This is a genomic window from Methylobacterium sp. ME121 (assembly GCF_000974725.1).
Lineage (GTDB): Bacteria > Pseudomonadota > Alphaproteobacteria > Rhizobiales > Beijerinckiaceae > Methylobacterium > Methylobacterium radiotolerans.
In genome coordinates, this window is sequence record NZ_BBUX01000001.1 from 349660 (window position 1) to 373331 (window position 23672).

20 protein-coding genes are annotated in these 23672 nt (G+C 72.2%); 11 read left to right on the forward strand and 9 right to left on the reverse strand.

Annotated elements, in window-relative coordinates:
- Nucleotides 1–96 precede the first annotated feature (96 nt).
- Nucleotides 97–2526, reverse strand: a complete 2430-nt coding sequence (locus ME121_RS01565; RefSeq protein ID WP_059408193.1) for a response regulator — start codon at nucleotides 2524–2526, stop codon at nucleotides 97–99.
- 435 nt (nucleotides 2527–2961) lie between these two features.
- Between ME121_RS01565 and bcsA the strand changes: the two genes are divergently transcribed.
- From bcsA to bcsN, 5 genes are read left to right on the forward strand one after another with little or no spacing between them, the layout of a single operon-like run.
- The gene (bcsA, locus tag ME121_RS01570) at nucleotides 2962–5346 is read left to right on the forward strand and encodes a UDP-forming cellulose synthase catalytic subunit (RefSeq protein ID WP_029358533.1); all 2385 of its coding nucleotides are present in this window, start codon (nucleotides 2962–2964) and stop codon (nucleotides 5344–5346) included.
- Between the two features lie 5 nt (nucleotides 5347–5351).
- Complete coding sequence (locus tag ME121_RS01575; RefSeq protein WP_059408289.1) at nucleotides 5352–7940, forward strand: cellulose biosynthesis cyclic di-GMP-binding regulatory protein BcsB; 2589 nt, start codon at nucleotides 5352–5354, stop codon at nucleotides 7938–7940.
- Nucleotides 7937–9091 carry a family 8 glycosyl hydrolase gene (locus ME121_RS33115; protein ID WP_089230976.1) on the forward strand — a complete coding sequence of 385 codons (1155 nt, stop codon included), beginning with the start codon at nucleotides 7937–7939 and terminating at the stop codon, nucleotides 9089–9091. Before ME121_RS01575 ends, ME121_RS33115 begins: the two co-directional genes overlap by 4 nt.
- Nucleotides 9076–11085 (forward strand): tetratricopeptide repeat protein, encoded by a 2010-nt coding sequence (locus ME121_RS01580; RefSeq protein ID WP_089230979.1) that lies wholly within the window; start codon nucleotides 9076–9078, stop codon nucleotides 11083–11085. Before ME121_RS33115 ends, ME121_RS01580 begins: the two co-directional genes overlap by 16 nt.
- The gene (gene bcsN, locus ME121_RS01585; RefSeq protein ID WP_089230982.1) at nucleotides 11082–12044 is read left to right on the forward strand and encodes a cellulose biosynthesis protein BcsN; all 963 of its coding nucleotides are present in this window, start codon (nucleotides 11082–11084) and stop codon (nucleotides 12042–12044) included. Before ME121_RS01580 ends, bcsN begins: the two co-directional genes overlap by 4 nt.
- Before the next feature lie 37 nt (nucleotides 12045–12081).
- On the opposite strand, the gene ME121_RS01590 is transcribed toward bcsN, so the two are convergent.
- The 5 genes from ME121_RS01590 to ME121_RS01610 all read right to left on the reverse strand — a co-directional run bounded on the left by ME121_RS01590 (nucleotide 12082) and on the right by ME121_RS01610 (nucleotide 16384).
- Nucleotides 12082–12411, reverse strand: coding sequence for a hypothetical protein (locus ME121_RS01590; RefSeq protein WP_059408196.1), 330 nt, complete (start codon nucleotides 12409–12411; stop codon nucleotides 12082–12084).
- A gap of 88 nt (nucleotides 12412–12499) precedes the next feature.
- Nucleotides 12500–14011: a DUF2336 domain-containing protein gene (locus tag ME121_RS01595; RefSeq protein WP_029358349.1), complete on the reverse strand. Its 1512-nt coding sequence runs from the start codon at nucleotides 14009–14011 to the stop codon at nucleotides 12500–12502.
- On the reverse strand, nucleotides 14008–15090 hold the full coding sequence (locus ME121_RS01600; RefSeq protein WP_029358348.1) for a lytic transglycosylase: 1083 nt from the start codon (nucleotides 15088–15090) through the stop codon (nucleotides 14008–14010). Before ME121_RS01600 ends, ME121_RS01595 begins: the two co-directional genes overlap by 4 nt.
- Before the next feature lie 89 nt (nucleotides 15091–15179).
- Nucleotides 15180–15809 carry a flavin reductase family protein gene (locus ME121_RS01605; protein ID WP_059408197.1) on the reverse strand — a complete coding sequence of 210 codons (630 nt, stop codon included), beginning with the start codon at nucleotides 15807–15809 and terminating at the stop codon, nucleotides 15180–15182.
- A gap of 11 nt (nucleotides 15810–15820) precedes the next feature.
- A complete protein-coding gene (locus tag ME121_RS01610) occupies nucleotides 15821–16384 on the reverse strand; it encodes a nitroreductase family protein (RefSeq protein ID WP_029358346.1) in 564 nt (187 codons plus the stop codon).
- 153 nt (nucleotides 16385–16537) lie between these two features.
- Between ME121_RS01610 and ME121_RS01615 the strand changes: the two genes are divergently transcribed.
- Nucleotides 16538–17455: an RgsD C-terminal domain-containing protein gene (locus ME121_RS01615; RefSeq protein WP_012317289.1), complete on the forward strand. Its 918-nt coding sequence runs from the start codon at nucleotides 16538–16540 to the stop codon at nucleotides 17453–17455.
- A 31-nt stretch (nucleotides 17456–17486) separates the two neighbouring features.
- Here the strand turns inward: ME121_RS01615 and ME121_RS01620 are convergent, their stop codons facing one another.
- Nucleotides 17487–18374, reverse strand: a complete 888-nt coding sequence (locus ME121_RS01620; protein ID WP_012317288.1) for a DMT family transporter — start codon at nucleotides 18372–18374, stop codon at nucleotides 17487–17489.
- 265 nt (nucleotides 18375–18639) lie between these two features.
- Between ME121_RS01620 and ME121_RS01625 the strand changes: the two genes are divergently transcribed.
- A complete protein-coding gene (locus ME121_RS01625) occupies nucleotides 18640–19038 on the forward strand; it encodes a PRC-barrel domain-containing protein (RefSeq protein WP_012317287.1) in 399 nt (132 codons plus the stop codon).
- Between the two features lie 77 nt (nucleotides 19039–19115).
- On the opposite strand, the gene ME121_RS01630 is transcribed toward ME121_RS01625, so the two are convergent.
- On the reverse strand, nucleotides 19116–19358 hold the full coding sequence (locus tag ME121_RS01630) for a hypothetical protein (RefSeq protein ID WP_012317286.1): 243 nt from the start codon (nucleotides 19356–19358) through the stop codon (nucleotides 19116–19118).
- A gap of 290 nt (nucleotides 19359–19648) precedes the next feature.
- On the opposite strand from ME121_RS01630, the gene ME121_RS01635 reads away from it, so the two are divergent.
- Nucleotides 19649–20143, forward strand: a complete 495-nt coding sequence (locus tag ME121_RS01635) for an HD domain-containing protein (protein WP_053620654.1) — start codon at nucleotides 19649–19651, stop codon at nucleotides 20141–20143.
- Here ME121_RS01635 and ME121_RS01640 read toward each other — a convergent pair.
- Nucleotides 20080–21147 carry an alpha/beta hydrolase gene (locus ME121_RS01640; RefSeq protein WP_059408200.1) on the reverse strand — a complete coding sequence of 356 codons (1068 nt, stop codon included), beginning with the start codon at nucleotides 21145–21147 and terminating at the stop codon, nucleotides 20080–20082. The genes ME121_RS01635 and ME121_RS01640 overlap by 64 nt on opposite strands.
- A 201-nt stretch (nucleotides 21148–21348) precedes the next feature.
- Between ME121_RS01640 and ME121_RS33120 the strand changes: the two genes are divergently transcribed.
- The 3 genes from ME121_RS33120 to ME121_RS01650 all read left to right on the forward strand — a co-directional run bounded on the left by ME121_RS33120 (nucleotide 21349) and on the right by ME121_RS01650 (nucleotide 23663).
- The gene (locus ME121_RS33120) at nucleotides 21349–21576 is read left to right on the forward strand and encodes a hypothetical protein (RefSeq protein ID WP_012317283.1); all 228 of its coding nucleotides are present in this window, start codon (nucleotides 21349–21351) and stop codon (nucleotides 21574–21576) included.
- A 345-nt stretch (nucleotides 21577–21921) separates the two neighbouring features.
- The gene (locus ME121_RS01645) at nucleotides 21922–22326 is read left to right on the forward strand and encodes a DUF2231 domain-containing protein (RefSeq protein WP_081437732.1); all 405 of its coding nucleotides are present in this window, start codon (nucleotides 21922–21924) and stop codon (nucleotides 22324–22326) included.
- Entirely contained in the window at nucleotides 22323–23663 is a 1341-nt protein-coding gene (locus ME121_RS01650; RefSeq protein ID WP_059408204.1) for a PQQ-dependent sugar dehydrogenase, read from the forward strand. Before ME121_RS01645 ends, ME121_RS01650 begins: the two co-directional genes overlap by 4 nt.
- Nucleotides 23664–23672 lie beyond the last annotated feature (9 nt).

The window sequence follows — 23672 nt, forward strand, 5'->3', positions numbered from 1 at the left end:
GATTTTGTGGTGACTGCTTCTCGATATCGGCGGCGTCATCGAGGTCGGGCGACGCGCGCTCGCGAACCGCGCGTGGCGTGCCGGAGCGCGCCGCGGTCAGGCCGCGCGGGCGCGGCTCGCCGCGGCGTCGAGGACGACCTGCAGGTCCTCGTTGCGGAAAGGCTTGTCGATCCGCAGGAAGGCGTCGGCGGATTGCGGCAGCTGGCCGTGCGGGCTGGCGAGGATGATCCGAATCTCCGGATACCGCTCGACCACCGTGGCGGCGAGCTGGAGGCCGGCCATCACCGGCATGGATTGGTCGACGATCATCGCGTCGAAGGCGGGGTCGCGGGCGAGAATTTCCAGGGCGTGCGCGCCTGAGGCGGCCTGCACCACCGCGTGGCCGAGATCGGCGAGCACCTCGGCGACGCTGGCCCGCACGAGACCGTCGCTCTCGACGAGCAGGATCTTCAGGCCCGCCGCGCGGGCCGGCGGGAGCTTGGCGACGGCCGGGGACGCGGCGGGCAGCCAGAACTCGGCCAGGAAGGGCTCGGAGTCGGTCCCGTCGCGGATCAGGCGCCAGAGGCCCCCGCTCTCGGTCACGAGGGCGGCGGCCGACGTCAGGGTCGGTCCGGTGCCGGCCGGCAGCGGCGCGGCCTCGGGGCGGCGACCGCTACTGACGAGCACCCGCACGTAGGATGCAAACGCCGCCTCGGCGCCCGCGTCCTCGGGCGCGCCCTCGACCGCCGCGATGGCGAAGCCGGCGAGGCCGGCGTCGCGGATATGGAAGGCCAAGTTGAGGAGCAGCAGTTCCAGCACGCGCTCGCTGCACAGGACGGGCGGCAACCCGGCGGGGATGCGATTGAGGACCGGCATCTCGCCGAGGGCGTTCGCGGCCAGGAATGGCAGGTAGCCTTCGAAGGTGGTGGCGAGGTCGGTCTCGGCCAGGGTGATGCTGGTCTCGTCGCCGCGCACGAGGTGCAGCATCCGGCGGGTCAGCGCCGCGCCCCGGCGCGCGCCGGCCGTAGCCCGCGCGACGAGCCGTTCCTGCTCCGGCGCGAGGGCGTGGCGGCGCGTCAGCAGCGTGAGATTCGTCAGAACGACGGTGAGGACGTCGTTGAACTCGTGGACGATGCCGTCGGTCACCCGCCGCAGAACGAGATTGCGGCGCGGCTCGACCTGCTGCGGCAGGGGCGCCGCCTCGCCGCCCGGGAGCTTGCGCATGAGGGCGAAGAGCCGTCGGTCGCCCCGGGCATCGGCGAGGCTCAGCAGCCTCACCTGAACCTGCTGCTCCGGCCAGTCGCGCAGGTGCAGGACCACGTCGTGCGGGCCGTCGGCTCCCAGGGCGGCAGCGCGCGCCCGGTCGAGAACGGGGCGGTCGTCGGCAACGAAACAGGCGGCGAACGGGGCGGCGGACGGGTTTCCGTCGCTGCCGAGCGCGGTCCGGGCATCCAGGAGGGTCCGGCCGGTGTCGGGATCGATCTCGCAGCAGGCCCAGCCGGAGACCGCCTCGAAGGTTGTCAGCCGCGCCTTGAGCCGCGCGACCTCGGACCCGGCACCGGCCATCATCAGCCCGGCGCTCCGGCGATGACCCGCGAGGACGTCCGAGAGCGCCGCGAACTCGCCGATCCACGGCAGTGGCGCCTCGGATTCGCCCGCGGCTGTCCCGCCCTCCCCCTTCATGAGGCGGCGCAGCGGTCGCGTCAGCCGCTCCCCCGCGACGTAGCCGAGGGCCGCCGCGCAGGCCACGAGGACGAGGCCGATGCCGAGCATCCGCCAGTCCGGCGGCGCGGTCCGCGCCGCGCCGGAGGGGACGGCTTGCGCTGTCACCAGCCATCCCGGTGAGCCGATCTCGGCCGCGACGCGCATCGGCGTCGTGGCCGAGGCGCCCATTGTCCGGAACGGGCTCGGGGTCCCGGAGAGAACCCGACTGTCCGGGGTGGCGACGAGGAACGCGAGCGTCTCGGGCAGCGCCCCGGCGCGCCGCACGTCCTCCTCGACCTTGGTGAAGTAGCTCGGGTCGGCGTCGAGGCGCAGCAGGCCGTCCTGTCCGCGCTCGCCCAGCGCGACGGCCGCCCCGAACGGCGCGTCGGCCTCCGTACCGTCGCTGACCACGATGACCCCGGCCGCGCGGCCGCGCAGGAACCAGGTCTGCCGCGCGACGCTGCTGCCGATGCGGTGCTCGTCTCGGGCCGCCAGCACGGTGCCGTCGGGCGCGACGAGCACCGCGTCCCGGTAGGCCGGGTTCAGGGCGAGCCACGCGCGCAGGCGCGCGGCGCGCTGGTCGGCGGAGAGCAGGCCGTCGTCGTCGCGGAGCGTCAGAGCAGCGTTGCGCGCCTCGCCCACGGTCTGCCGCAGCCGCGCCGCGATGGCGGCGACGTAGGCGCGCGAGGCCGAGTCGACCATCTCCTGCGGGGACGAGGCGGTTCCGGGTTGGGCGGCCGGCACCACGATCAGGAGGGCGGCCGCGAACCCCGCCGCGGCGGCAATCGCCACCTGCAGCGCGTTGAGCAATCCGAGGGAGATCTTCAGCGGCTTCGCGGTCATCCGTACGCCCGGGGGTCGGTCCCGAGCGAGGCTCGATTTTCGTTAAGGGTCGATTAAGGCCCGCGGCGCACCGAGACGGCGGCACCGGGTCCAGGCCCAGCCGGCCGGCCGGAACGCCTAAATCGCAACGACTATTTGTGGCGCTCTTCCTCGCATGCGCCGGGCCATCACCGATTATCGAGAAGTTTACGAACGGATCGTTAATGTATTCAGCGTGGCGGCGCGTCTCAAGTCCGCTGCTGCAGCCAGATCCACTTCGTGACGCCGCCTCTCGACTGGGCTGGCCGCATTCCTTAGTTAACTGTAATTTTCGATCAAGTGCATCTTGCCGGATATTGCGAATGGGTTTGTTCATTGACCTTCGTCGCTGTACAAAGCCGGCCTTAGAGCCGTTGCACCTCGATCCGAGGGATTGTTGGCCCGGGAGGCTGTAGCGTGAGGCAGGCGTTGCGTTGGCTGGCCTGGGTTGGGGCGACAGTCGCCAGCCTCGCCTTGCTCAGCCAGCCCGTCGGGACGCAGGCCCAGCTCGCCATGAGCCTCGCCGCCATGGCGGTGATGATCGTGCTGTGGGCGGTGCTCGACGGGCCGCGAACGCGGTTCGTCTTCATGGCGCTCGGCAGCCTCGTGGTGCTGCGCTACATCCTGTGGAGGCTCACCAACACCCTGCCCTCGCCGGGCGACCCGGTCAGCTTCGGGTTCGGCCTGATCCTGCTGGTGGCCGAGCTCTACTGCGTCTTCATCCTGTTCGTCAGTCTGATCATCAACGCGGACCCGCTGCGGCGCGACCCGCCGCCGGCGGCCCCGGCGGCCGACCTTCCCACGGTCGACGTGTTCGTGCCGAGCTACAATGAGGACACTTCGATCCTCGCCATGACCCTGGCGGCGGCGCGGCAGCTGAACTACCCGCCCGACAAGCTCACCGTGTGGTTGCTTGATGACGGTGGCACTGACCAGAAGTGCAGCGATGCCGACCCGGCCAAGGCCGCGGCGGCGCGCGCCCGCCGGGGCGAGCTGCAAGCGCTGTGCGACGAGCTCGGCGCCCGCTACCTCACCCGCGCCCGCAACGAGCACGCGAAGGCGGGCAACCTCAACAACGGCCTCGCCCAGGCCCGGGGCGACCTCGTGGCGGTGCTCGACGCCGACCACGTCCCGTTCCGCTCGTTCCTGACCGAGACCGTCGGCTACTTCGCGCAGGACCCGCGCCTGTTCCTCGTCCAGACGCCGCACGCGTTCCTCAACCCCGACCCGGTCGAGCGCAACCTGCGAACCTTCGAGCGCATGCCCTCGGAGAACGAGATGTTCTACGCGGTCACGCAGCGCGGCCTCGACAAGTGGAACGGCTCGTTCTTCTGCGGGTCGGCGGCCCTGCTGCGGCGCACCGCTCTCGACGAAGCCGGCGGCTTCTCGGGCATCACCATCACGGAGGATTGCGAGACCGCTTTCGAGCTGCACTCGCGCAATTGGACCAGCGCCTACGTCGACAAGCCGCTGATCGCCGGCCTTCAGCCGGACACGCTGGCGGACTTCATCGGCCAGCGCTCGCGCTGGTGCCAGGGGATGTTCCAGATCCTGCTCCTGAAGAACCCGGTCTTCCAGAAGGGCCTCAAGCCCATCCAGAAGATCGCCTACCTCTCCAGCATGACCTTCTGGTTCTTCCCGATCCCGCGGCTGATCTTCATGTTCGCGCCGCTGCTGCACATCTTCTTCGACCTGAAGATCTTCGTGGCCAGCGTGGACGAGTCGATCGCCTACACGCTGACCTACATCGTCATCAACCTGATGATCCAGAACTACGTCTACGGCAAATTCCGCTGGCCGTTCGTGTCGGAGCTCTACGAGTACATTCAGGGCGTCTACCTGGCCAAGGCGATCGTCTCGGTCATCGCCTCGCCGCGCAAGCCGACCTTCAATGTCACCAACAAGGGCGCGACCCTCGACCACGACCATATCTCGTCGCTCGCCCTGCCGTTCTTCCTGATCTACCTGCTCCTGATGCTCGGCTGCGCGGTCGCGGCGTGGCGCTACCTGTACGAGCCCGGCGTGACCAACCTGATGCTGGTGGTCGGGCTCTGGAACTTCTTCAACCTGCTCACCGCGGGCGCGTCGCTCGGGGTCTGCGCCGAGCGGCGCCAGCTCGAACGCACGCCGTCGCTGGCGATCGATCGCCGCGGGGTCCTCAGCCTCTCCGGGCACAGCGTCGACGTGGCGATCGAGCGGGTCTCCGCGGACGCCTGCACCCTGCGCCTCCTCAGTGGCGCCCTCGATCCGGGTCTCACCCGCCCGCCGCTGCGGGGCGCGCTCAGCGTCGAGCCGACGGCCGGGGCACGCCGGGCCGCGCCGCTGCCGGTCCATCTGGAGCATGCGACGCGCGACGGCCCTGAGCTCGTCATGCGGGTGAATTTCGGCACGCTGGCGGTTCGCGACTACCCGGCGCTCGCGGGCCTCATGTACGGCGACGCAGAGGCGATGCGCCGTTTCCAGCTGCGGCGGCGGCGGCACAAGGACATCCCCACCGGCACGCTGCAATTCGCGTGGTGGGGTCTCGTCGAGCCGTTCCGCGCCCTGCGCTATCTCCTGGCCAGCCGGCGCCCGCGGCCCGTCGAGATCGAGGAGGCTCCGGTCTACGACGCGCCGTCGGCGGCCGTCGCCCCGACGCCGTCCGTCCCGGCCGCGGCGACGGCCGGTGCGGCGCCGACACTGCCCACGGCCGCCAAACCCACCGACGTCGAGAGCGGGGACGACTGGGTCCGCCTGATGATGGATTACGAGAACGAGCGCACCCTGGCCGAGCTTCGCGGCCGGCGCACGAGCGCGGCGTGACGGCGATGGCGACCCGGCTGCGCCTCCCCGTGCTGGGGCTGCTGGTCTGTCTCGCGAGCGGGCCGGCCTTCGGCCAAAGCTTCCTGGGCACGGGCCCCGCGGAGCGGCTGACGGTCCCGCCCAGCGGCAACGCCCTGCGCGCGCCGTCCGAGGATGGGGCAAGCCCCGCGCGCCGGCCGGACGCCGCGGCGGCGGAGCCGAAATCGACGCCGCGACCGCCCGAGCCGCCGCGGGCCGCCGCGCCGCAGACGGTGCCGCGCGCGGTGATCCAGTCGACGATCGCGCCGGCGCGGCGGCTTCCGTCCGGCCCGCGCGGCTTCCGCCTGACCGGCGAGGAGGATTCCCTGCGCTACCCGGTCTACCTCACCGACGCGCAGACGCGGGGACCGGTGAGGCTGCGCCTCTCGTATCTCTCGGCGATCTCGGTGGCGCCGGAGAGCTCCGAGCTCGCCGCCTTCGTTAACGGCGCGAAGGTCGGCTGGACCCGCATCCAGGCGCCCGGCGCCGTGAAGGTGGTGGAGTTCGCCATTCCCGACGGCGTGCTGAAGGCCGGCTTCAACGCCGTGACCTTCACCGCCAGCCAGCGCCACCGGGTCGACTGCTCGGTCGGCGCGACCTACGAATTGTGGACGCAGATCGACCCGTCGCGGTCCGGCCTCGTGGTGGGAACGGCGACCGACATGGACGTCCGGTCACTCGCTGCCGCGGAGCCCGACGAGAGCGGCGCCCTGCCGATCCAGGTCATCCTGAATGAGCGTCCGAACCTGGCCCGCCTGGAGCGCATGATCGAGGCGGCGCAGGCCCTCGCGCTCGTGGGGCGGGTCGCCCGGCCGACCGTGACCTTCGGGCCGCCCCTGCAGGGCCGCAACGGCATCAACCTCGTCGTCGGCACCGCCTCCGAGATCGCCGGCGTCGAAGGCGTCTCCGAACTCGGCCCGATCACCGGGCCCCGCCTCGCCATGCTGCCGACGCGGCCGAACACTCCGCCGACCCTGGTGGTCACCGGGGCCCGCGATGAGGACGTCCGTCAGGCCATCACCAATCTCGCCGTCCCGGCCGACACCGGGACGCCGAACGGGCTGAAGGCGGTGCAACTCTTCCGCGGCTACATGGTACAGGGCGGCGAGAACCTGACGCTCGACCGGCTCGGCGCGACGTCCCGCGAGTTCTCGGGCCGGCTGCTCCATGTCGGCTTCGCCCTTCGCTTTCCCGGTGATTTCGTCCCGGCCGATTACGGCAAGGTCATGCTGCACCTCGCTGGGGCGTACGTGGCCGGGCTCTCCTCGGACGCCCGCATCGTCATCGACATCAACGGACGCAACGCGGCCAGCGTCCCGCTCCCCGACGCGCGCGGCGAGGTGTTCGACGACAGCGCGATACCCCTGCCCTTCAGCCTGTGGCGTCCTGGGGTGAACCACGTGGAGATCTCGGCGCAGCTGCCGAACGCCGCCGACCAGGTCTGCGACACCCTGAGCCCCGCGGCCAAGCAGGCGCGCTTCCTATTCCTCGACCGCTCCCGGATCGAGATCCCGCACTTCGCCCGGGCGGCGCGCAGCCCCGACCTCGCGGCGATCAAGGGCGGCGCCGTGCCGTTCGTCGTCCCGGGACGGCGCCCGCGCCTCGTGCTGCCGACGCCCGACCGCGACAGCGCCGACGCGGCCGCGACTCTCGCGGCCCGGCTGGCCATGGCCGCCGAGCGGGTCATCGATTTCGAGGTGGTGACCCAGCAGCAGGTTGCGTCCGATACCAGCCAGCTCGTCGTCGCGCCCGCCCGTGCCCTCGACCCCGCGCTCCTCGAGGCGGTCGGTTTCGATCCGCAGCAGGTTCAGCGAGTCTGGGAAGGCCGCGCCGATATGGTCGCCACGCCGGGCCAGTTCGGCCCCGAGGGCGTGCTCACCCTCGATCGCCTGCGTCGCAACCTGCCGATGCGCTGCGCCCTGCCCACCCTGATCCCGCAGGTGCGCCCGGCTCAGCCCGCTCAGGCACCGGCGTCCCAGAGCGAGGCGAGCGCCGCGCCCGCGCCGACCTCGGCTACCGTCCCGGCCACCGCTCCAGGCTCCTCCTCGGACCGAGAGCTCATCGACCGCTGGGAGGCGTCGACGCGCGGCTCGCGCCAGATCTGGGCCGCCCTCGACTCCGTCTGGAACGAGATCACCGGGACGGCGCGCTCCCTGCGCCAGACGGTGACGGCGCAGGTGAAGCCGGACGAGACAGTGGAGGTCCCGGCCACGGCCTCGCTGCTCATCGCCGAGGGTCCGCCGGTCCAGTCGAGCAACACCGTGATCGTCACCGCGCCGAACGCGTCCCTGCTGAAGGCGTCCGTCTCCTGCCTCGTCGACCCCGTGGTCTGGGCGAGGCTCGGCGGCAGCGCCGCCTTCCTCGACGCGTCGAACGGCACGCTGGTGACGTCCCGGTCCGAGCGGATCGAGATCGTCGAGACGCAGCCGCGATCCCTGGCCAACCTGCGCCTCGTGTCCGCGGCGTGGCTGTCGATCAACACGGAATACTACGTCGGCATGACCCTCGCGATGGCACTCTGCCTCGGCCTCGCGACCACGAGCCTCGTGCGCAACGTCGGCAGGAAGAACTCATGAGCCGCCGCGACCGCGCCCCTCTCGCCGCGGCCTTCCTCGTCGCGGCGATGCTGCCCGCGGCGGCGGCCTCGACGCAGGACGAGCCTGCCGTGCCACCGAGTACCGCGCAACCGGGCACGCAGCCCGCTCAAACCGCCAGGGCGGCGAGCCCCGGCCTCGCCGGCAAGCTCGGCAATGACGCCGCATGGCGCGCCTACCGCTCCCGGTTCATCACCGATCAGGGTCGCGTGGTGGACACCGCCAACGGTCTGATCAGCCACAGCGAGGGCCAGGGCTACGGCATGCTGCTCGCCGTGGCGGCGGGCGACCGGGTCAGCTTCGAGCGGATCTGGGGCTGGACCCGCGCCAACCTGATGGTCCGCGGCGACGAATTGCTGGCGTGGCGCTGGTCGCCCGACAAGCGGCCGGCGGTGAGCGACATGAACAACGCCACCGACGGGGACATCCTCGTCGCCTGGGCCCTCACCGAGGCGGCCGAGGCCTGGAACGAGCCGAGCTACCGCACCGCGGCCCGTCGGGTCGCCATCGAGTTCGGGCGCAAGACCATCCTGTTCCGTGACCCGCACGGGGCGCTGCTGCTCCCCGCGGTCTCGGGCTTCTCGGCCCGCGAGCGCCCGGACGGCCCGCTGGTCAACCTCTCCTACTGGATCTTCCCGGCCTTCCCGCGCCTCGCCCTGGTGGCGCCGGAATACGACTGGGCGGCCCTGACGCGCAGCGGCCTCTCCCTGCTGCGGCAGTCCCGCTTCGGTCCGAGCAACCTGCCCACCGAGTGGATCTCCGCCAAGGACGCTCCGCACCCCGCAACCGGCTTCCCGCCCCTGTTCTCCTACAACGCCATCCGCGTCCCGCTCTATCTCGCCTGGGCGGGGCTGGTGCGGCCCGACGACCTCGCGCCGTTCCAGGCCCTGTGGTCGAGTTCTGACCGGGAGCGGCTGCCGATCGTCGACACCGGCGACGGGCGGAAGGTCGAGTGGCTCACCGAGGCCGGCTACATGGGGATCCCCGCCCTGGTGGCCTGCGCCCTCGACGGCACGCCCTTTCCGGAGGATGCCCGGGGCGACATCGGCAACCAGAACTATTATCCGGCGACCCTAAGCCTCCTCGCCCTGACCGCGGCCCGCATGCGCTACCCGTCATGCCTGAAGTCCTGAAGGGCCCTCCGCCGGCCCGGGTGCGAGCGGCCGCCCCCTGCCTCCTACTCCTCGCGCTCGCCGCCTCGCCGGCCGCGGCGCAGGTCGACGCGCGTTCCGGACAACCGCCGCAGCCCTCCGCCGCGCCGACGCGGACCGAGCCCCGGATCGTCTACGGCGACGGCCCGCGCGCGCCGGCGATCCTGGCCGACCCGGCCACGTCCCGCACGACCAACATGGTCGACGAGAGCGCGCTCCGCTACTACGCGGCCCAGAAGCAGACGGCGCGGATGAAGGCCGAGATCGCCCGCCTGAAGCGTCTCTATCCGGGCTGGAACGAGCCGCCGGACCTCGACGCGCTGCAGCCGAGCCCGCCCGAGGAGGCGCCCCTGTGGGATCTCTTCACCGCGGGGCGGTTCGACGACCTCCGCACGGCGATCGCCGCACGCCGCTCGATCGATCCCGCGTGGCAGCCCTCCGAGGAGCTGGCGCGCAAGCTTCGCCGGGCCGAATTCCGCTCCCGGATCACGGCGCTCACCGGCAAGGAGGCCGACGCGATCATCCACCTCTACCGGGCCGATCCCGGCGCCCTCGACCCCCTCGACGTCCAGAGCATCTGGACGGTCGCGGACGCCCTGGGCGATTCCGGCTCGGGCGACGAGGCGTTCGAGCTCTATAAGTCGATCCTCGACGGCAGCGCCGATTCCGGGGTGCGCCTCGCCACCATCCAGAAGGCGATGGCGCATCTGCGCATGGCGCAAGCGGAGCGCCTGATCGAGATGGGTCACCGCGGCGCGAACGGGGCCTCGGAGTTCGACGCGATCCGCCTCGACATCACCCGCGCGCGGATCGCCGCCTTCCTGCACGAGGAGAGCGCCGAGACCCCGTCCCCGGCCGATCTCGCGGCTTTCCAGGCCGTCGCGCGCAAGAGCGGAGATCCGAGCCAGACCAGCCTGCTCGGCTGGTACGCCTACAAGCGCCGCCAATTCCGGGAGGCGCTCGAGTGGTTCAAGCAGGCGATCGCCCGGGGCGGTGACGCCATGGTCGCCCACGGTCTCGCCCTGACCCTGCGCCAGCTCGACATGCCGCGCGAGGCCGAGGAGGTCGCTTACGCCTGGCGCGACCGGTTCGTTGGCAACGAGCTGCTCTACATCGACATCCTGGAGCAGAAGCTGACGCTGCCTCGCCCGCCCGCGATCGAGCCGGCGCGCATCGCGCGCTACGCCCAGGTCGTGACGGCCTCCACCTCGGGCGAAGGCGCCCAGGGGCTCGCGTGGTACGCCTACAATTCCTGCCAGTTCGACACGGCGCTGGAATGGTTCCAGCGGGCCGTCGCCTGGATGCCCAGCGAGGGAACCGTTTTCGGCTACGCCCTCACGCTGCAGCGGCTGAAGCGGCAGCGGCCCTTTTTAGAGGTCGTGAACCGCTACGACGGCCTCTTCCCGAAGGTGGTCGACCTGCTGTTCCGCGAGACGACAGGCGGGTCGCCGCTGCCCTGCGAGCCCGCGTCCTCGACCGCCGCGGGCGCGCCCGGGCGGCACGCGGCTCCCGCGACGCGTGCCGAGACGCCGACGGCCAACCGGGTGCCGCGGCCGGACCTGCCTTCGGTCGCGGCGGACACCAAACCGCTCGCCGTCCAGCGCGGCGAATTTCCCCTGGCGGTCTCCTTGGAGAACGCGCTCCGCTACCCGCCGCCGGGGCTCGTGCGCGCCCTGGCCGAGCCCGTCCCCGCGGGGACCTACGTCCGTGAGCCCGCGACCCAGGCGCCGCCCCTCGTGGCCCGGCGCGTACCCGGCGCGGGGCCGATGCCCTACGAGCGGTTCGGCTACGCCCTGCTGCCCGACTATCGTGGCATCGATAAACCGGAATTCCTGTCGCCGCCTGCCGCCGGGACCCTGTGGCAGGACCAGCAGGCCGAGCGCGGGCGGTCCGAGAACTCGGAAGGGAAGCGGTTCCAGATGCCCGGCCGCTCGGCCTACGACACATCCGCCACGACCGAGCGGACCACCCCTTGAGGCGCGCGGCGATCCGCTCGGTCCGGCTCTGTGCCGTGGCGTGGCTCCTGCTGCTTGCCGGCGCGCGGGCGCAGACGGTGCCGGTCCTGACGCTGCCCGGCGCCGGGGCGCTGACCGCGGTGATCGAGACCCGCGAGCGCGACGGGTTCGACCAGCGGTTGCGCTACGCCGGCGGCGACGGTCGCAACCACGCCGAGATCGCCCTGCGGCGGGAGACGGCGGACCTGCTGCTCGCCTTCCCGCCGCGGCTGGCCAAGCCCAGCGAGTTCGGGATCGCGGGTGAGATCGCCGTCCGGTTCCCCGGGCAGGCGATGACGGTGCGGCCGCCGCTCCGGAACGCCTACGGCCCGGTGGGCATCGCGCTGGGTGCCGACTGCCTCTACGCGTGGCAGTGGATCGAGGGCGGCCGCGGCGCCGCTGTCGCCGGCGGGCAACCGCCCGCTCTGTTCCAGGCGGAGCCGACCGCGCGCCGCGCAATCTCCCTGCGGATCCGGCTGTGCCGCACCGCCGACGCGAGCCTCGGCGACCTCGTGCGGTCGGTGGAGAGCCTCCGGATCACCTTGCCGGGCACCCGCCCGCCGCCGGCCGTCGTGCGCGAGCGGCCGCGCCGGGCCGCGCCCCGAACCGTCGTCCGGCGCCCGAGCCGACCGGCCGCGGCGCGGAAGGACGAAGCCCCGCCGCCCCGGGCGCCCGCCGCGCCACCGCCGCAGACGCCGGTAGCGCCGCCCGTCGCGCCACCCGTCGCACCCCCTCCCAGCGCCGCGACGCCGGATCAGAAGCGGTACATCGTACCGCCGACCCCCCAGGCCCCCGCGGCGGTGCTGCCGGAGCCCGGCGGCCAGCGCTACATCACGGAGGGGAGCGGCAGCGGGATCGCGCCCAAGCCTGCCCCGGGGCAAGCCCCCGGCGAGACGTTCTTCCGCGACCTGCCGCCGGAGGCCTATCGGCCGCCCAATTGAGCGTGCGGATGCGGTGAATTCCTGCCGGACTGCGTCATCAGAGCACGAAACGCCCCAGCTCGTTGGCCGGGAAGGTGCGGAAGCGCCGGTATCCGCTCTGCACGGCCTGGGCGACGGCCGCGATGCCCTCGAGATCGCCCCGGTCGGCCCGACGGGAATCCTCTTCGGTGAGGACGAGGCCCACCGTGATCGAGACCGCGCCGATCGCGACCGGCACGGCGAGAACGTGGCGGCCGGTCTGGCCGTCGGAAGCGGCCACGTCGACCGCGTAGAGGCTGAGCCGGTAGGCGCGCTCCGCGATCAGCGTCCGTGCCGCCGCCAGGACGTAGCGCGGCTCCGCGCCCGGAAGCCGACGGTATCGGGACATGTCCGGTGCTATCACTCCACCGCGAGACCTGACTTTGCTGGGCGGGACGCGGGGCTCGGAAGCCCCCGTGCGGCCGGCGCCGCGACGATCAGGCGGCGATGCGCTCCGGCTTGTCCGCGCTCGCGTCGGGCTCCGGCTCCGCGCGGCCTTGGCTGGCGCGGAAATGATCGAGGAGGCTGTCGCCGAGGCCGTCGAGCACGAGGTCGGTCGCGGCCTGGACCTCCGGGTCCAACTCCTCCGGGCGATACCAGGCCAGGATCTGTTCGGGCAGCGCGTCGAGGATCACGCCGACCGGGTTGACCGGCTCGACCTCGGGCAGGACGTCCGCGGTTTCGGGGACCGCGACGACGAGCGGGGTTTCCGTATCGGCCTCCTTCGCGAAGGCGGTCCGGCGCTGGCTCTCCAGGGCGGCGCGCCACGCGGCGTCGGCGGCCTCGGCCTCCCGGCGGGCCGTCTCGCGCGCCAGCGCCTGGGCGGCGATGGCGCGCGCCACCTCGCGGGCCTCGTCGCGCGCCGCCTCGGCCTCGTAGCGGTTGAGCAGCGCGATCACCGGATGCATGTCCGGATCCGACAGGTCACCGCAGGCCGCGATGGCGGACTCGATGAGGCGCCGGGACAGGCCGGTTCCGCGAACGGGGGCGGCCCCGCGGACGAGATCCTGCCACGCGGACAGCGCCGCCTGCATCGCCGGCAGGAGCGCGCCGGGCAGCCCGGCGCGGTCGTGCAGGTCGGCAAACAGGCGCGGGTCGCGCATGGCCCGGGCGACGCCGGCATGATCCTGGCCCGACAGGTCGGCCAGGGCGGCCAGGGCGAAGTCCGTCCGGCCGGACAGCACGGCGCGCAGGATCAGGCCCGCGGTCAGCTGGCGGGTCGCGCGCAGGTGCGTCACCAGCCGCGTGACGGCGGCCGCGCCGAAGCCGTCGCAGGCCTCGAGCGCCACCCGCTCGCCGGCCTCGCGGCTCATCCGGTCGCAGCGCTCGGCGCCGAGCCAGGCGCGGTCGGTGACGAACCCCGTCAGCGCCCGCGCCACCGCGATCCCGAGGGCGTGGCGCACTTCCGGCGGCAGGTCGGCGCGGGTGAGGAGCGCCTCGCGCAGGGCGGCTTCGTCGCCCCTCCGCTCGATCATGCGCAGCATCCGGCCCGCGGTGATCTTCGCCGTCGGATTGGCCGCGAGCACGACCAGCGTGTCGGTCTCGCCGATCTCGGAGAGCGCGCCCGCGACCGCGTGGGACAGGTGGTGCCGGGCGGCGATCACCGCGCGGGTCGATTCGTCGCCGAGGGCGGCCGCGTCCACGAGGTCGGCATCGGTGAGGACCGGCGACCGCGCGAGCACCGGCCGCGCCACTTCCGGAACGTCGCAGGACAGGGCGACGACCAGCGGCCGCGGTGTCCGCGCCGAGGCGGCGCAGGTCTCGGCGAGCGCCCGGCGCACCCGGGGCGACGGGTCGTCGAGGAGCGCGAGCAGCGCGGTCTTGGCCTCCCAGGCCGCCTCGGCGCCAAGGTCGCCGTACAGGTAGGTCCGGGCCAGCGTCGCGGTCGCCTCGGCCCGGCGCTCTGCCGAGGCGTCCTGCGTCCAGGCCAGAAACTCGCGGATGATCATCGACCGCTCCGGGGGGCGAACAGGCTGGTCCTGTTGCCGGACATGGACGCTGCGGCCGCGAGTTCCGCGGGTCGGCGGGGCGGCAGCGGCGGATTGAGGAGGGCGGCGCCCGGCGGCGTCGCCGGTTCGCTGAGGGCGCCCGTGACGTCGGGCTCCACGGTGGCGACGCGCGGCGGCGGTTCCGAGTCGGAGCGCGGGAAATAGGTGGGCGCCGCGTGCTGCACCGGCGCGGCGCCGTTGCGCGCCTGCCAGAGTCGGGCCGCGGCGTCGGAGGCCGCGCCGCGCTGGTCCGTCTGGAAGAGGCTGCGCAGATCCGAGGTCCCGCCGAAGGCGGTCGCCGCGCTGGCGTAGGCTGACACGGCCTGCGGCGCCGCGGCGCCGTCCTGGCGCAGGCCGGTCAGGTCGGTGGCGGCGGCGCCCTGGGCCGCCGCCGCGAGGCTGGCATAGAGTTCGGCGGCGCTTCGCGGCCGGCCGGCGCGATCGTAGAACAGCGCCCGGTTGGCGCCGGCCGCCTCCGGCAGGTCGAGGGCGGCGGCGCGCTCCGGAAAGGCGCGGGCGGTCGAGATCAGGGCGGCCGCGCCCTTCGCGCCCAGCACGTGCGCCGCGTAGAGATCGCCCGCGGTCGGCTCACGGCCGAGGGCGCTCGTGAGGGCGTCGGCGTTCTGCTGGGTCAGGGCGCCGGCCAGCGTCGCGGAGATCTTGGGATCGCGGCGCAGGTCGAGGATCGCCTGCCGCTGGCTCGCGTCGGGCACCGTGTAAGTGCCGTCCGACTGCCGGGTGATGGCGTCGGCCTGCGCCTGCAGCCCGAGCCGCGGCCCGGCATTCTTCATCACCCCGAGCCAAGTCTGCTCGATGAACTGGAACAGGCCGGTGGCCGAGGAGGTCCCGGCCTTGGCCGCGGGATCGAGGGCGGATTCGCGCCGCGCCGTGGCGAGGAGATAGTCGAAGCCGACGCCGCTCGCCGTCGCCCCGTCACGGATGGCCTGGACCACCGGCCCGGAGGCGGGCGTGCCCGGCAGCGCCCGCGCCTGGGGCGGCGGGTTCTCCGGTGGGCTCGACGGCGTGGTGAACAGGAACATCCGGGCGGGCACGGTGCTGGAGACCGCCCGAACCTGCGCCCGCTATAGTAAACAAGTCCTCAATCGGCCGCGCACAACCGGTTCCTGTTTCAGGACCCGGTGAACTCACCCGCGCCCTTCGGCCGGCGCATCTGGAAGCGCGTGTCGGCGGTCGCGTGGAAGTAGTCGAAGTATCCGCCCCGCATGATCGGATGCATCGCCGCCGTATCGACCATGCCGTCCGTCACGAAACGTTCGTCGACGTAGATCGACACCACCTGTCCGATCACCAGGAAATTCTCCGCCTCGCCGCCCCCGAGAGGCACCAGCGGCACGGTCTGAAGCCAGCGGCACTCCAGAGCCGCCGGTGAGGCGGCCACGCGCGGCGGCCGCACCTTCCGCGAGGGGGCGGTCTCCAGGTTGGCGAAGGCGAACTCGCTCGTCCCGCGCGGCAGCGACGCCGAGGAATCGTTCATCCCGTCGCGCAGGTCCCAGGTGGCGAGGCTGCAGACGAATTCCCGGCCCTCCTCGGCGAAAGTCATCGCGTCCTTCCGGCCAGAGGACGAGAACGCGACCATATTGTCGGCCACGGCGTTGAAGAACGAGTAGGGCGCGAGGTTGAGCGCGCCGTCGTGATTCATGGCGCTGATCCAGCCGATCGGACGCGGCGCGACGATGGCCTTGAGCGGGTTGTGCGGGAGGGCGCGCGCCTCGCGCGGCAGGTCGAGATCATAGTGCACGGCCGGTCCCTTCAGAGGTAGGTGACGATCTCGTCGAGCGCCGGCCGCGGCCGGTCGGAGGGCACCTCGCGCGCCCGGCCGATATGGACGAAGCCCGCGAGTTTCTCGGTGGGCGCGAGGCCGAGGGCGTCGAGGACGCGGCGGTCGTAGGCGAACCATTCGGTCAGCCAGGACGTGGCGAAACCGGCGGCGTTCGCGGCGATCAGGAGGTTCATGGTCGCGGCGCCGGCGGAGAGCACCTGCTCCCATTCCGGGATTTTCACGTGCGGCCCCGCCCGCGAGACCACCGCGATGGCGACCGGAGCGTGGGTCAGGCGGGCCCGTTCCTGGGCGAGCCGCTCGGGTCCGGCGTCGGGATTGTCGGCCGCGAAGGTCGCCGCGATGACCTCGCCCACCTTGGCCCGGGCGTCGCCGGCGATGACGATGAAGCGCCAGGGCGCCAGCTTGCCGTGGTCGGGTACGCGCGCGGCGGCGGTCAGGATGGTGTCCAGCTGCGCCCGGTCCGGCCCGGGCTCGTCCAGCAGCGCCGGCGGTACCGAGCGGCGGGTCTTCAGGAGATCGAGGGTGGCGGTCATGCGCTCCGTCCCGGTATCGCGTCCCGACCGGGATGTGGCATGCGCGGCCCGCCTGTGGAAGAGCGGCCTTGCCGCCGCCATGGTCGGAGGTCAGAGGCGGACCCGGACGATCCGGTGTCGCGACCGGCGTGACGAGCAGAGAAGGGCCGACCGATGCGCATGAGGCTTGCAGCGACCGCGCTGGCGATTCTCGCCGCCGGCCCGCCGGCCGCGCGCGCGCAGCAGGACCCGTTCCAGAACCGGCTCGGCGGCGCTCTGCCGTCGCCGTCGATCACCACCCCGAACCTGCCGCCGTCTCTTCCCCCCGCCGAGCCGGAGGCGCAGCTGTCCCTGTCCGCGCTCCTGTCGGGCCCTGGCACGGCCCTGCGCCAGGGGCTCGCGTGGCGGATCTACGAGGATCGCGGTGACGGCACGCGCCCGTCGATCGTCGCCCGCTCGACCGAGGCCGAGCCGCACTTCACCCTCGCGCCGGGCGCCTACGTGGCGACCGTAACCTACGGTTTCGCGAGCGCGTCGAAGCGGATCGTGATGGGCGGTCAGCCGACGACCGACACGCTCCGGGTGGCCGCAGGCGCCCTCAAGCTCGCGGGCGCGGTGGGCGACCAGAAGATCCCGCCCGGGCAGGTGACGTTCTCGGTTTTCGTCCCGGTCGGGACCAACTCCGAGGGCCGGCTCGTGCGCGCCGGCATCAAGACCGGCGAGCTGCTGCGCCTGCCGGAGGGTACGTATCACGTGGTCTCGACCTACGGTGAGTCGAACGCGATCCAGCGCGCGGACCTGCGCGTCGAGAACGGCAAGGTCACGGAGGCGACGCTCAACCACCGCGCCGCGACGGTGACCCTGAAGCTCGTGGCCGCTCCCGGCGCCGAGGCCTTCGCGGGCACCGCCTTCTCGGTCCTGACCCCCGGCGGTGACACGATCCGCGAGGCGATCGGCGCCTTCCCACAGGTGACTCTCGCGGAGGGCGACTACGTGCTGATCGCCCGCCACGACGGACAGGTCTACACCCGGGAGTTCAAGGTCGAGAGCGGCCTCGACCGCGACATCGAGGTGGTGGCCAAGTCCGGCTGACGAGGGCCGGCCGACGGCGCCCGGCCCGCTCTCAAGCGAAGCGCCGCGCCAGCGCCACGCAGGCCGCCACTGCCAGGGCGGCGCCGATCATCGCGGGCTCGATCCGCTCGCCCAGGATCAGCGCGGCGACGCCGAGGCCCAGGAAGGGCTGCAGCAGCTGGAGCTGTCCAACCGACGCGATGCCGCCGCGCGCCAGAGCCCTGTACCAGAACACGAATCCGATCAGCATGCTGAACAGGGCGACGTAGCCGAGGCCCGCCCAGGCCGGCAGCGGGATCGCGGCCAGCTCGGCAGGCCGGAGCAGCAGGGCGAGGGGCAGGCTGACCGGCAGCGACAGGACGGTGGCCCAGGCGATCACCTGCCAGCCGCCCAGCCTGCGGGCCAGGACGCCGCCCTCGGCGTAGCCGAGCCCGCAGAGCAGGATCGCGGCCAGCATGAAGGCGTCGCCGGCACCGGGTGGTCCATCGAGCCCGCGCGCGGCGAAGCCGACCGTCACCAGCGCGCCGGTGATCGAGAGCAGCCAGAAGATCGGCGACGGCCGTTCGCCGGAGCGCAGCGCACCGAACAGGGCGGTGGAAAGGGGCAGCAGGCCGACGAAGACGGTGCCGTGCGCGGCGCCGACCGTCCGTAGGGCCAGGGCGGTGAGGAGCGGGAAGCCGACCACGACGCCCGCGGCCACGATGGCGAGCGCCGGGAGATCGGTTCGTCGCGGGCGGGCCTGTCGGAGCGCCAGCAGAGCGGTTGCGCCGGCGAGGCCCGCGAGCGCAGCCCGGGCCGCGCTGAGGAACAGCGCGTCCATGCCGGTCAGCGCGAGGCGTGTCGCCACGAGCGAGGCGCTGAAGATCGTGACGCCGATGAGGCCGTCCACCCAGGCGCCGGTCGCCGATCCGCGCCTCGTCTCGAGCACTCCTCCCGCCACGGTGTCTCCTCCCGACCTCTGCGAGTCCCGGCATGCCGTCCCGGGGTAAGGTCGGCCAGGAACGATCGGTGCGCAGTCGGGCGATCTGTCCCGGCCGATCTTCAATACAGTTGCCGCTTCGCCCACGGCGTGGCCGCGTTGCCACCCTGCCCGCGCACCGGGCGAAGGTTCCATGTTCCGCGCATTAACATTTCCGTGTTGTCGCGGAACGATGCGATCGAGGCGACGATTTCCGAGCACCCATACCGGGCCATTGGAGTTCACTATGCGCCGCCTCGTCCTCGCTGCCCTCGCATCCGCCGCCCTCGCCGGCCCCGCCTTCGCCGCCAACGAGGCGCCCGCGACGGTCGCGCCGAAATTCGAGACCGTCCCGCAGGACGCGGTGCTCAGCTACAACCTGATCGGCCTCAACGTCACCGACGCGCAGAACAACACGGTCGGCGAGATCAAGGACCTCGTGATCGATCACGAGAAGCTGGCCGGATACATCGTCTCCGTCGGCGGCTTCCTCGGTATGGGCGAGCGCTACGTCGCGGTGGCCCCGAGCTCGATCGCGATCGGCTACGACGCCGACGCCAAGAAGTGGAAGGCCATTATCGGCGCCAGCAAGGATCAGCTGAAGGCGGCGCCCGAGTTCAAGTACGAGGGCAAGTTCAAGCGCTGACGCTCACCAACGCCGCGGCCGGGCGCAGTGCCCGGCCGATCCAGCGGTCCCGCGGCCCCGACGCGGCGCAACCGCGCCTAGAGGGGTGTGTCGAGGGCCTGACGCGCCAGCCGGGCGACCAGGGCCTCGCGCTTGGCCTGACGCAGCACGATCCGCGCCGCGGCTCGCGCGTTGGACGCGCGCAATTCGGCCCGCGGACCGCCGTCGCGCAGGGCCCGCCACGCCAGCGCGCGGAACCACCGGACGTTGGCCAGCGCCGCCGCCCGGCGGCTCAGCGGCCCACCGACATCCAGCGGCTTCTCGAGTGTCCCGGACGTCATTGTCTCGATCCTGAAGCGCGACCCGCCGCTTGTCCGATTACGGAACAAGAGATGGCGATTCCACGGGAGCTGGGCAATAGTGTTGCCAACCTGAACTTTTGAATCGACAGCGAAGACTGCGCATCCACGAAATGGGGTAAGCGCGCCGCCACGAAGCGTACGGCGTCACGGCGCCGCGCGGCGGGCGCGGCGGCCGGTTGAGCGGGAACGCCGCGGCGGGCACGCGATTTCCCGGAGCGGAAGGCCGGCGCGGCGTAGCTTCGGGTCGGTCGATCTGGGGAGCCGGGTGCGTGCCGACGATCTTCGATGCCCATACCTTCGCCCTCACCGCGCATGCGGGCCAGCTCGACAAGGGTGGCGAGCCGTGCATGCGGCACTTGGAACGCGTCGCGAACGCCGCCCAGGCCCGGGCCGGTCACGCCCGACTCATCGACGGGCTCGACATCGAACCGATGCGAGTCATGCAGGCCGCGCTCCTGCACGATGTGCTGGAGGACACGCCGCGCACGGCAGCCGACCTCCGCGCCGCCGGCTTCGAGGCGGACATCGTCGAGACGGTGACGCTTCTCACCAAGCCGCCGAGCCGGACCGCCTATTCCGAGCGGGTCACGGCCCTGATCGCCGCCGGCAATTTCGCGGCGCTGCTGATCAAGATGTCCGATACCGAGGACAATCTCTGTCCGAGCCGGATCCCGCCCAACGCCGCGTTCCTGCGCGAGCGCTACGCCACGGCGTTCGAGCGCCTGAAAGAGGCGGCCGTAGCTTCGGGGTATACAGGTCGCTGACGGCGTGCGTCGGACGCGCTGACACGACGTCGGATGAAGGCGCCGGCCTCGTCGAGGGCGCGGGTCGCCTCGGGGATCGGCGCCCCGACGAAGACGTGGCACTGGCCGGGATACCGGTACAGCGCCACCTCGCGCCCCGCCCGCGCCAAGCCGTCTGACAGGCGCAGGGCATCCGGATGAAGGATGTCCCGCGTGCCGGTGACGATCGCCGTCGGTGGGAGCCCCTCGAGGGACCCGAACAGCGGGCTGATCCGCGGATCCGTCAGCGGCGTGCCGCCCGCCCAGAGGCGCGCCGCCTCGCGGCAGCCGGGCACCGCCAGCATCGGATCTCGCGGCGCGATGGCCGCCACCCCGGGATCCGAGAACGTCAGGTCGAGCGCGGGTGAGAACAGCAGCAGACCTGCGGGGAGCGGCTCGGCCCGCGCGCGCAGCCGCTGCGCGATTCCGAGGGACAGGCAGCCTCCCGCCGAATCGCCCGCGACGATCAGCCGGTCGCGCGCCTCAGCGCCGATCGAGCCCAGGAGCTCCTCGAGGAACGCGTAAGTTTGGCGCCAGGTGCTCTCGGGCGCCAGCGGGTAGCGCGGGAGGATCACCCGGGCACCGGTGCGCGCGATGAGGGCGTCGACGATCCGCCAATGCGGACCGAGAACGTCGAACACCCAAGCGCCGCCGTGAAGGTAGAGGATCGTGATGTCCGAGCTTCCGCCGCGCGGGCTGACCGTGATCACCTCCGCGCCGTCCAGTAAGTCGGTTCGGACGCTGCGCTCGCGGCGCTGCCAGAGGGTCGGCCGTGCGGGCTCGATCCGCCGGTGCCGGGCGATCTCGCGCCGCAGCCCCTGCGCGTCGCGCGCCCTGCGCTTCATGCCGCTCAGCGGCAGCGCCACGTCGTTCACCAGCTTGGCACGGACGCTGACCCGGGAACGCCGGGCCCAGGCGACGAGGCCGACGGCTGCGAGCGTGACGGCTCCTGCCGTCAGCGCGGCGACACGCGACGAGCCGTCCAAGAGAATCCTCCTCTGCGCCGAACCCGCCGCTTTAATGAACGGCGGATCGGCCTGTTCCCGAGTCCGAACGTGCCGCCGCGGCACCGCTCCCGCAGGAACACCGTCGGACCCGCAGGGTTGGCCAGACATCGCCGACCGGTTTCGTGCCGCGCGGATCTTCGGAGAGACGGCCAGCGCGGCGGGCGCATCAGCAGGAACGGTATGAGCACATCGAAGAAGACCCCCGCAGCCGACCGTCATCACGGCGGACCGGGCAGCAGCCATCAGGATGCCACGAAGCCGCACGACGCGGCGGAACACGGGCCCGCGCCGGGAAGCCCGACCAACGACTCGAAGTCCCACGTCTCCGGTGGGGGCGGCGAGCGGGACAGCCACCATACCCACAGCACGAAAGGCCGAGCACCGGATCGCGCCGATCGATCGCACTGACGCGGGAGCGGCGGGCATACGGCCTGGCGCACGCCCGTGACCGCAGGCGTCAGCGGAAGCGCGTGCAGATCGGCGAGCGGGCGTTCCGGCAGATCGGGCCGGGCGGCTCTGCTTTAACCACCGCCCATCCCTCTGCACAGGTCGTCGACAGAACGACCTCATACCGACCGACATCGCTCGGCCACGCGAGAGCGTAGGACCTCGCCTGGCGGCCGGAGCCGGGAACATTCGGCTCCGGCCGCCGGTACATCCTGCATCGAAGCAGCTCCGTCCGCCGAGGATCCCGGCTTGATCCTGAAGACCCCGCAAGCGACGGCCCGAATCGCAGGTCACCCCATCCACGTGATGCTGGTCCCGATCCCGGTCGTCTGCTTCGTGGGGACGCTGGTGACCGACATCGCCTACTGGCTCACGGCCAACATGCAGTGGGCGAATTTCTCGGCCTGGCTCCTCAGCGTCGGCCTGATCGCGTCGACCTTGGCCGCGGTGGCGGGGCTCATCGACTTTCTCGGCGATCGCGGTATCCGCCGCCTTCGGCCGGCCTGGATCCACGCCGCCGGCAACGCGGTGGCTCTGGTCCTGAGCCTCATCAACGTCTTGGTGCACAGTCGCGACGCCTACACGTCGGTCGTGCCGACCGGTCTGATCCTGTCGACCGTCGTCGTGCTGATCCTGCTGGTCACTGGCTGGAGCGGCGCCGCGCTGGTGCACCGGCACGGTGTCGGCGTGCGAACGGAGGAGCCGGCATGATCCGGCGCGTCCCGCTCCTCGCCGCCGGCGTTCTGTTTCCGCTCGCCGCCTGCGGGCCCGATCCCATCGACCCGCAGACCCAGGTCGGACCGAACCCGCCACTGCCCGATCTGCATCAGTACCTGCTGCAGCCGATGCACGTCTCGAGCGCGGTCGGCTGGAAGGACGGCGAGACGCCCGAGGGCGCATCCGGGCTGCAAGTGAAGGCCCTCGCAACGGGCCTGAAGAACCCGCGCTCGCTCCTCGTCCTGCCCAACGGCGATGTCCTGGTGGCGGAGAGCGGCGGCCCGACGCCGCCGATCAACCGGCCCAAGGAGATCATCATGGGCTGGCTCGAGCGGAAGTCCCATTCCGCGGAGACCCCGGGTCAGCGCATCACCCTGCTGCGGGATGCCGACGGCGACGGCGTCGCCGAGCAGCGGACCGTGCTGCTCGACAAGCAGAACGCGCCCTTCGGCATGGTGCTGGTCGGCGGCGACCTCTACGTCGCGGAGACCGACGCGGTCGTGCGCTACCCCTACAAGTCCGGCGACACCGCGATCACCGAGCCGGGCGTGAAGCTCGTGGACCTGCCGGCGGGCCGCATCAATCACCACTGGACCAAGAGCCTGACCGCGAGCCCGGACGGCTCCAAGCTCTACGCCGGCGTCGGATCGAACAGCAACATCACGGAGAACGGGCTGGACGAGGAGAAGGACCGGGCCGCAATCTGGGAGATCGACCGGACATCCGGCGCGCACCGGCTCTACGCCACGGGCCTGCGCAATCCCAACGGCCTGACCGTCGAGCCGCAGACCGAGACCCTGTGGTGCGTGGTCAATGAGCGCGACGAGCTCGGGCCCGACCTCGTGCCCGACTACATGACCTCGGTGAAGGATGGCGGCTTCTACGGCTGGCCCTACAGCTACTGGGGCAACCACGTCGATCCGCGGGTGATGCCGCAGCGTCCGGACCTGGTCGCCGCCGCACTCATGCCCGACTACGCGCTGAGTTCGCACGTGGCGCCCCTGGGAATGACCTTCTCCAGCGGCGCGGGTCTGCCGCAGGCCTATCGTGCCGGCGCCTTCGTGGGCGAGCACGGCAGCTGGAACCGTGAGCCGCTGAACGGCTACAAGGTGGTCTACATCCCCTTCGAGAACGGCCGGCCGGCCGGTAAGGCCCAGGACGTGGTGACCGGCTTCCTCACGGATGACGGACACGCTCGCGGGCGCCCGGTCGGGCTGGCGATGGACGGTCACGGCGCGCTGCTCATCGCCGACGATGCCGGCGGCGCCGTGTGGCGCGTCACCGCCTCCGGCTCGCAGACGCGGGCCGAGCCGGCCCCGATCGTCCGCTGACCCGGTCCA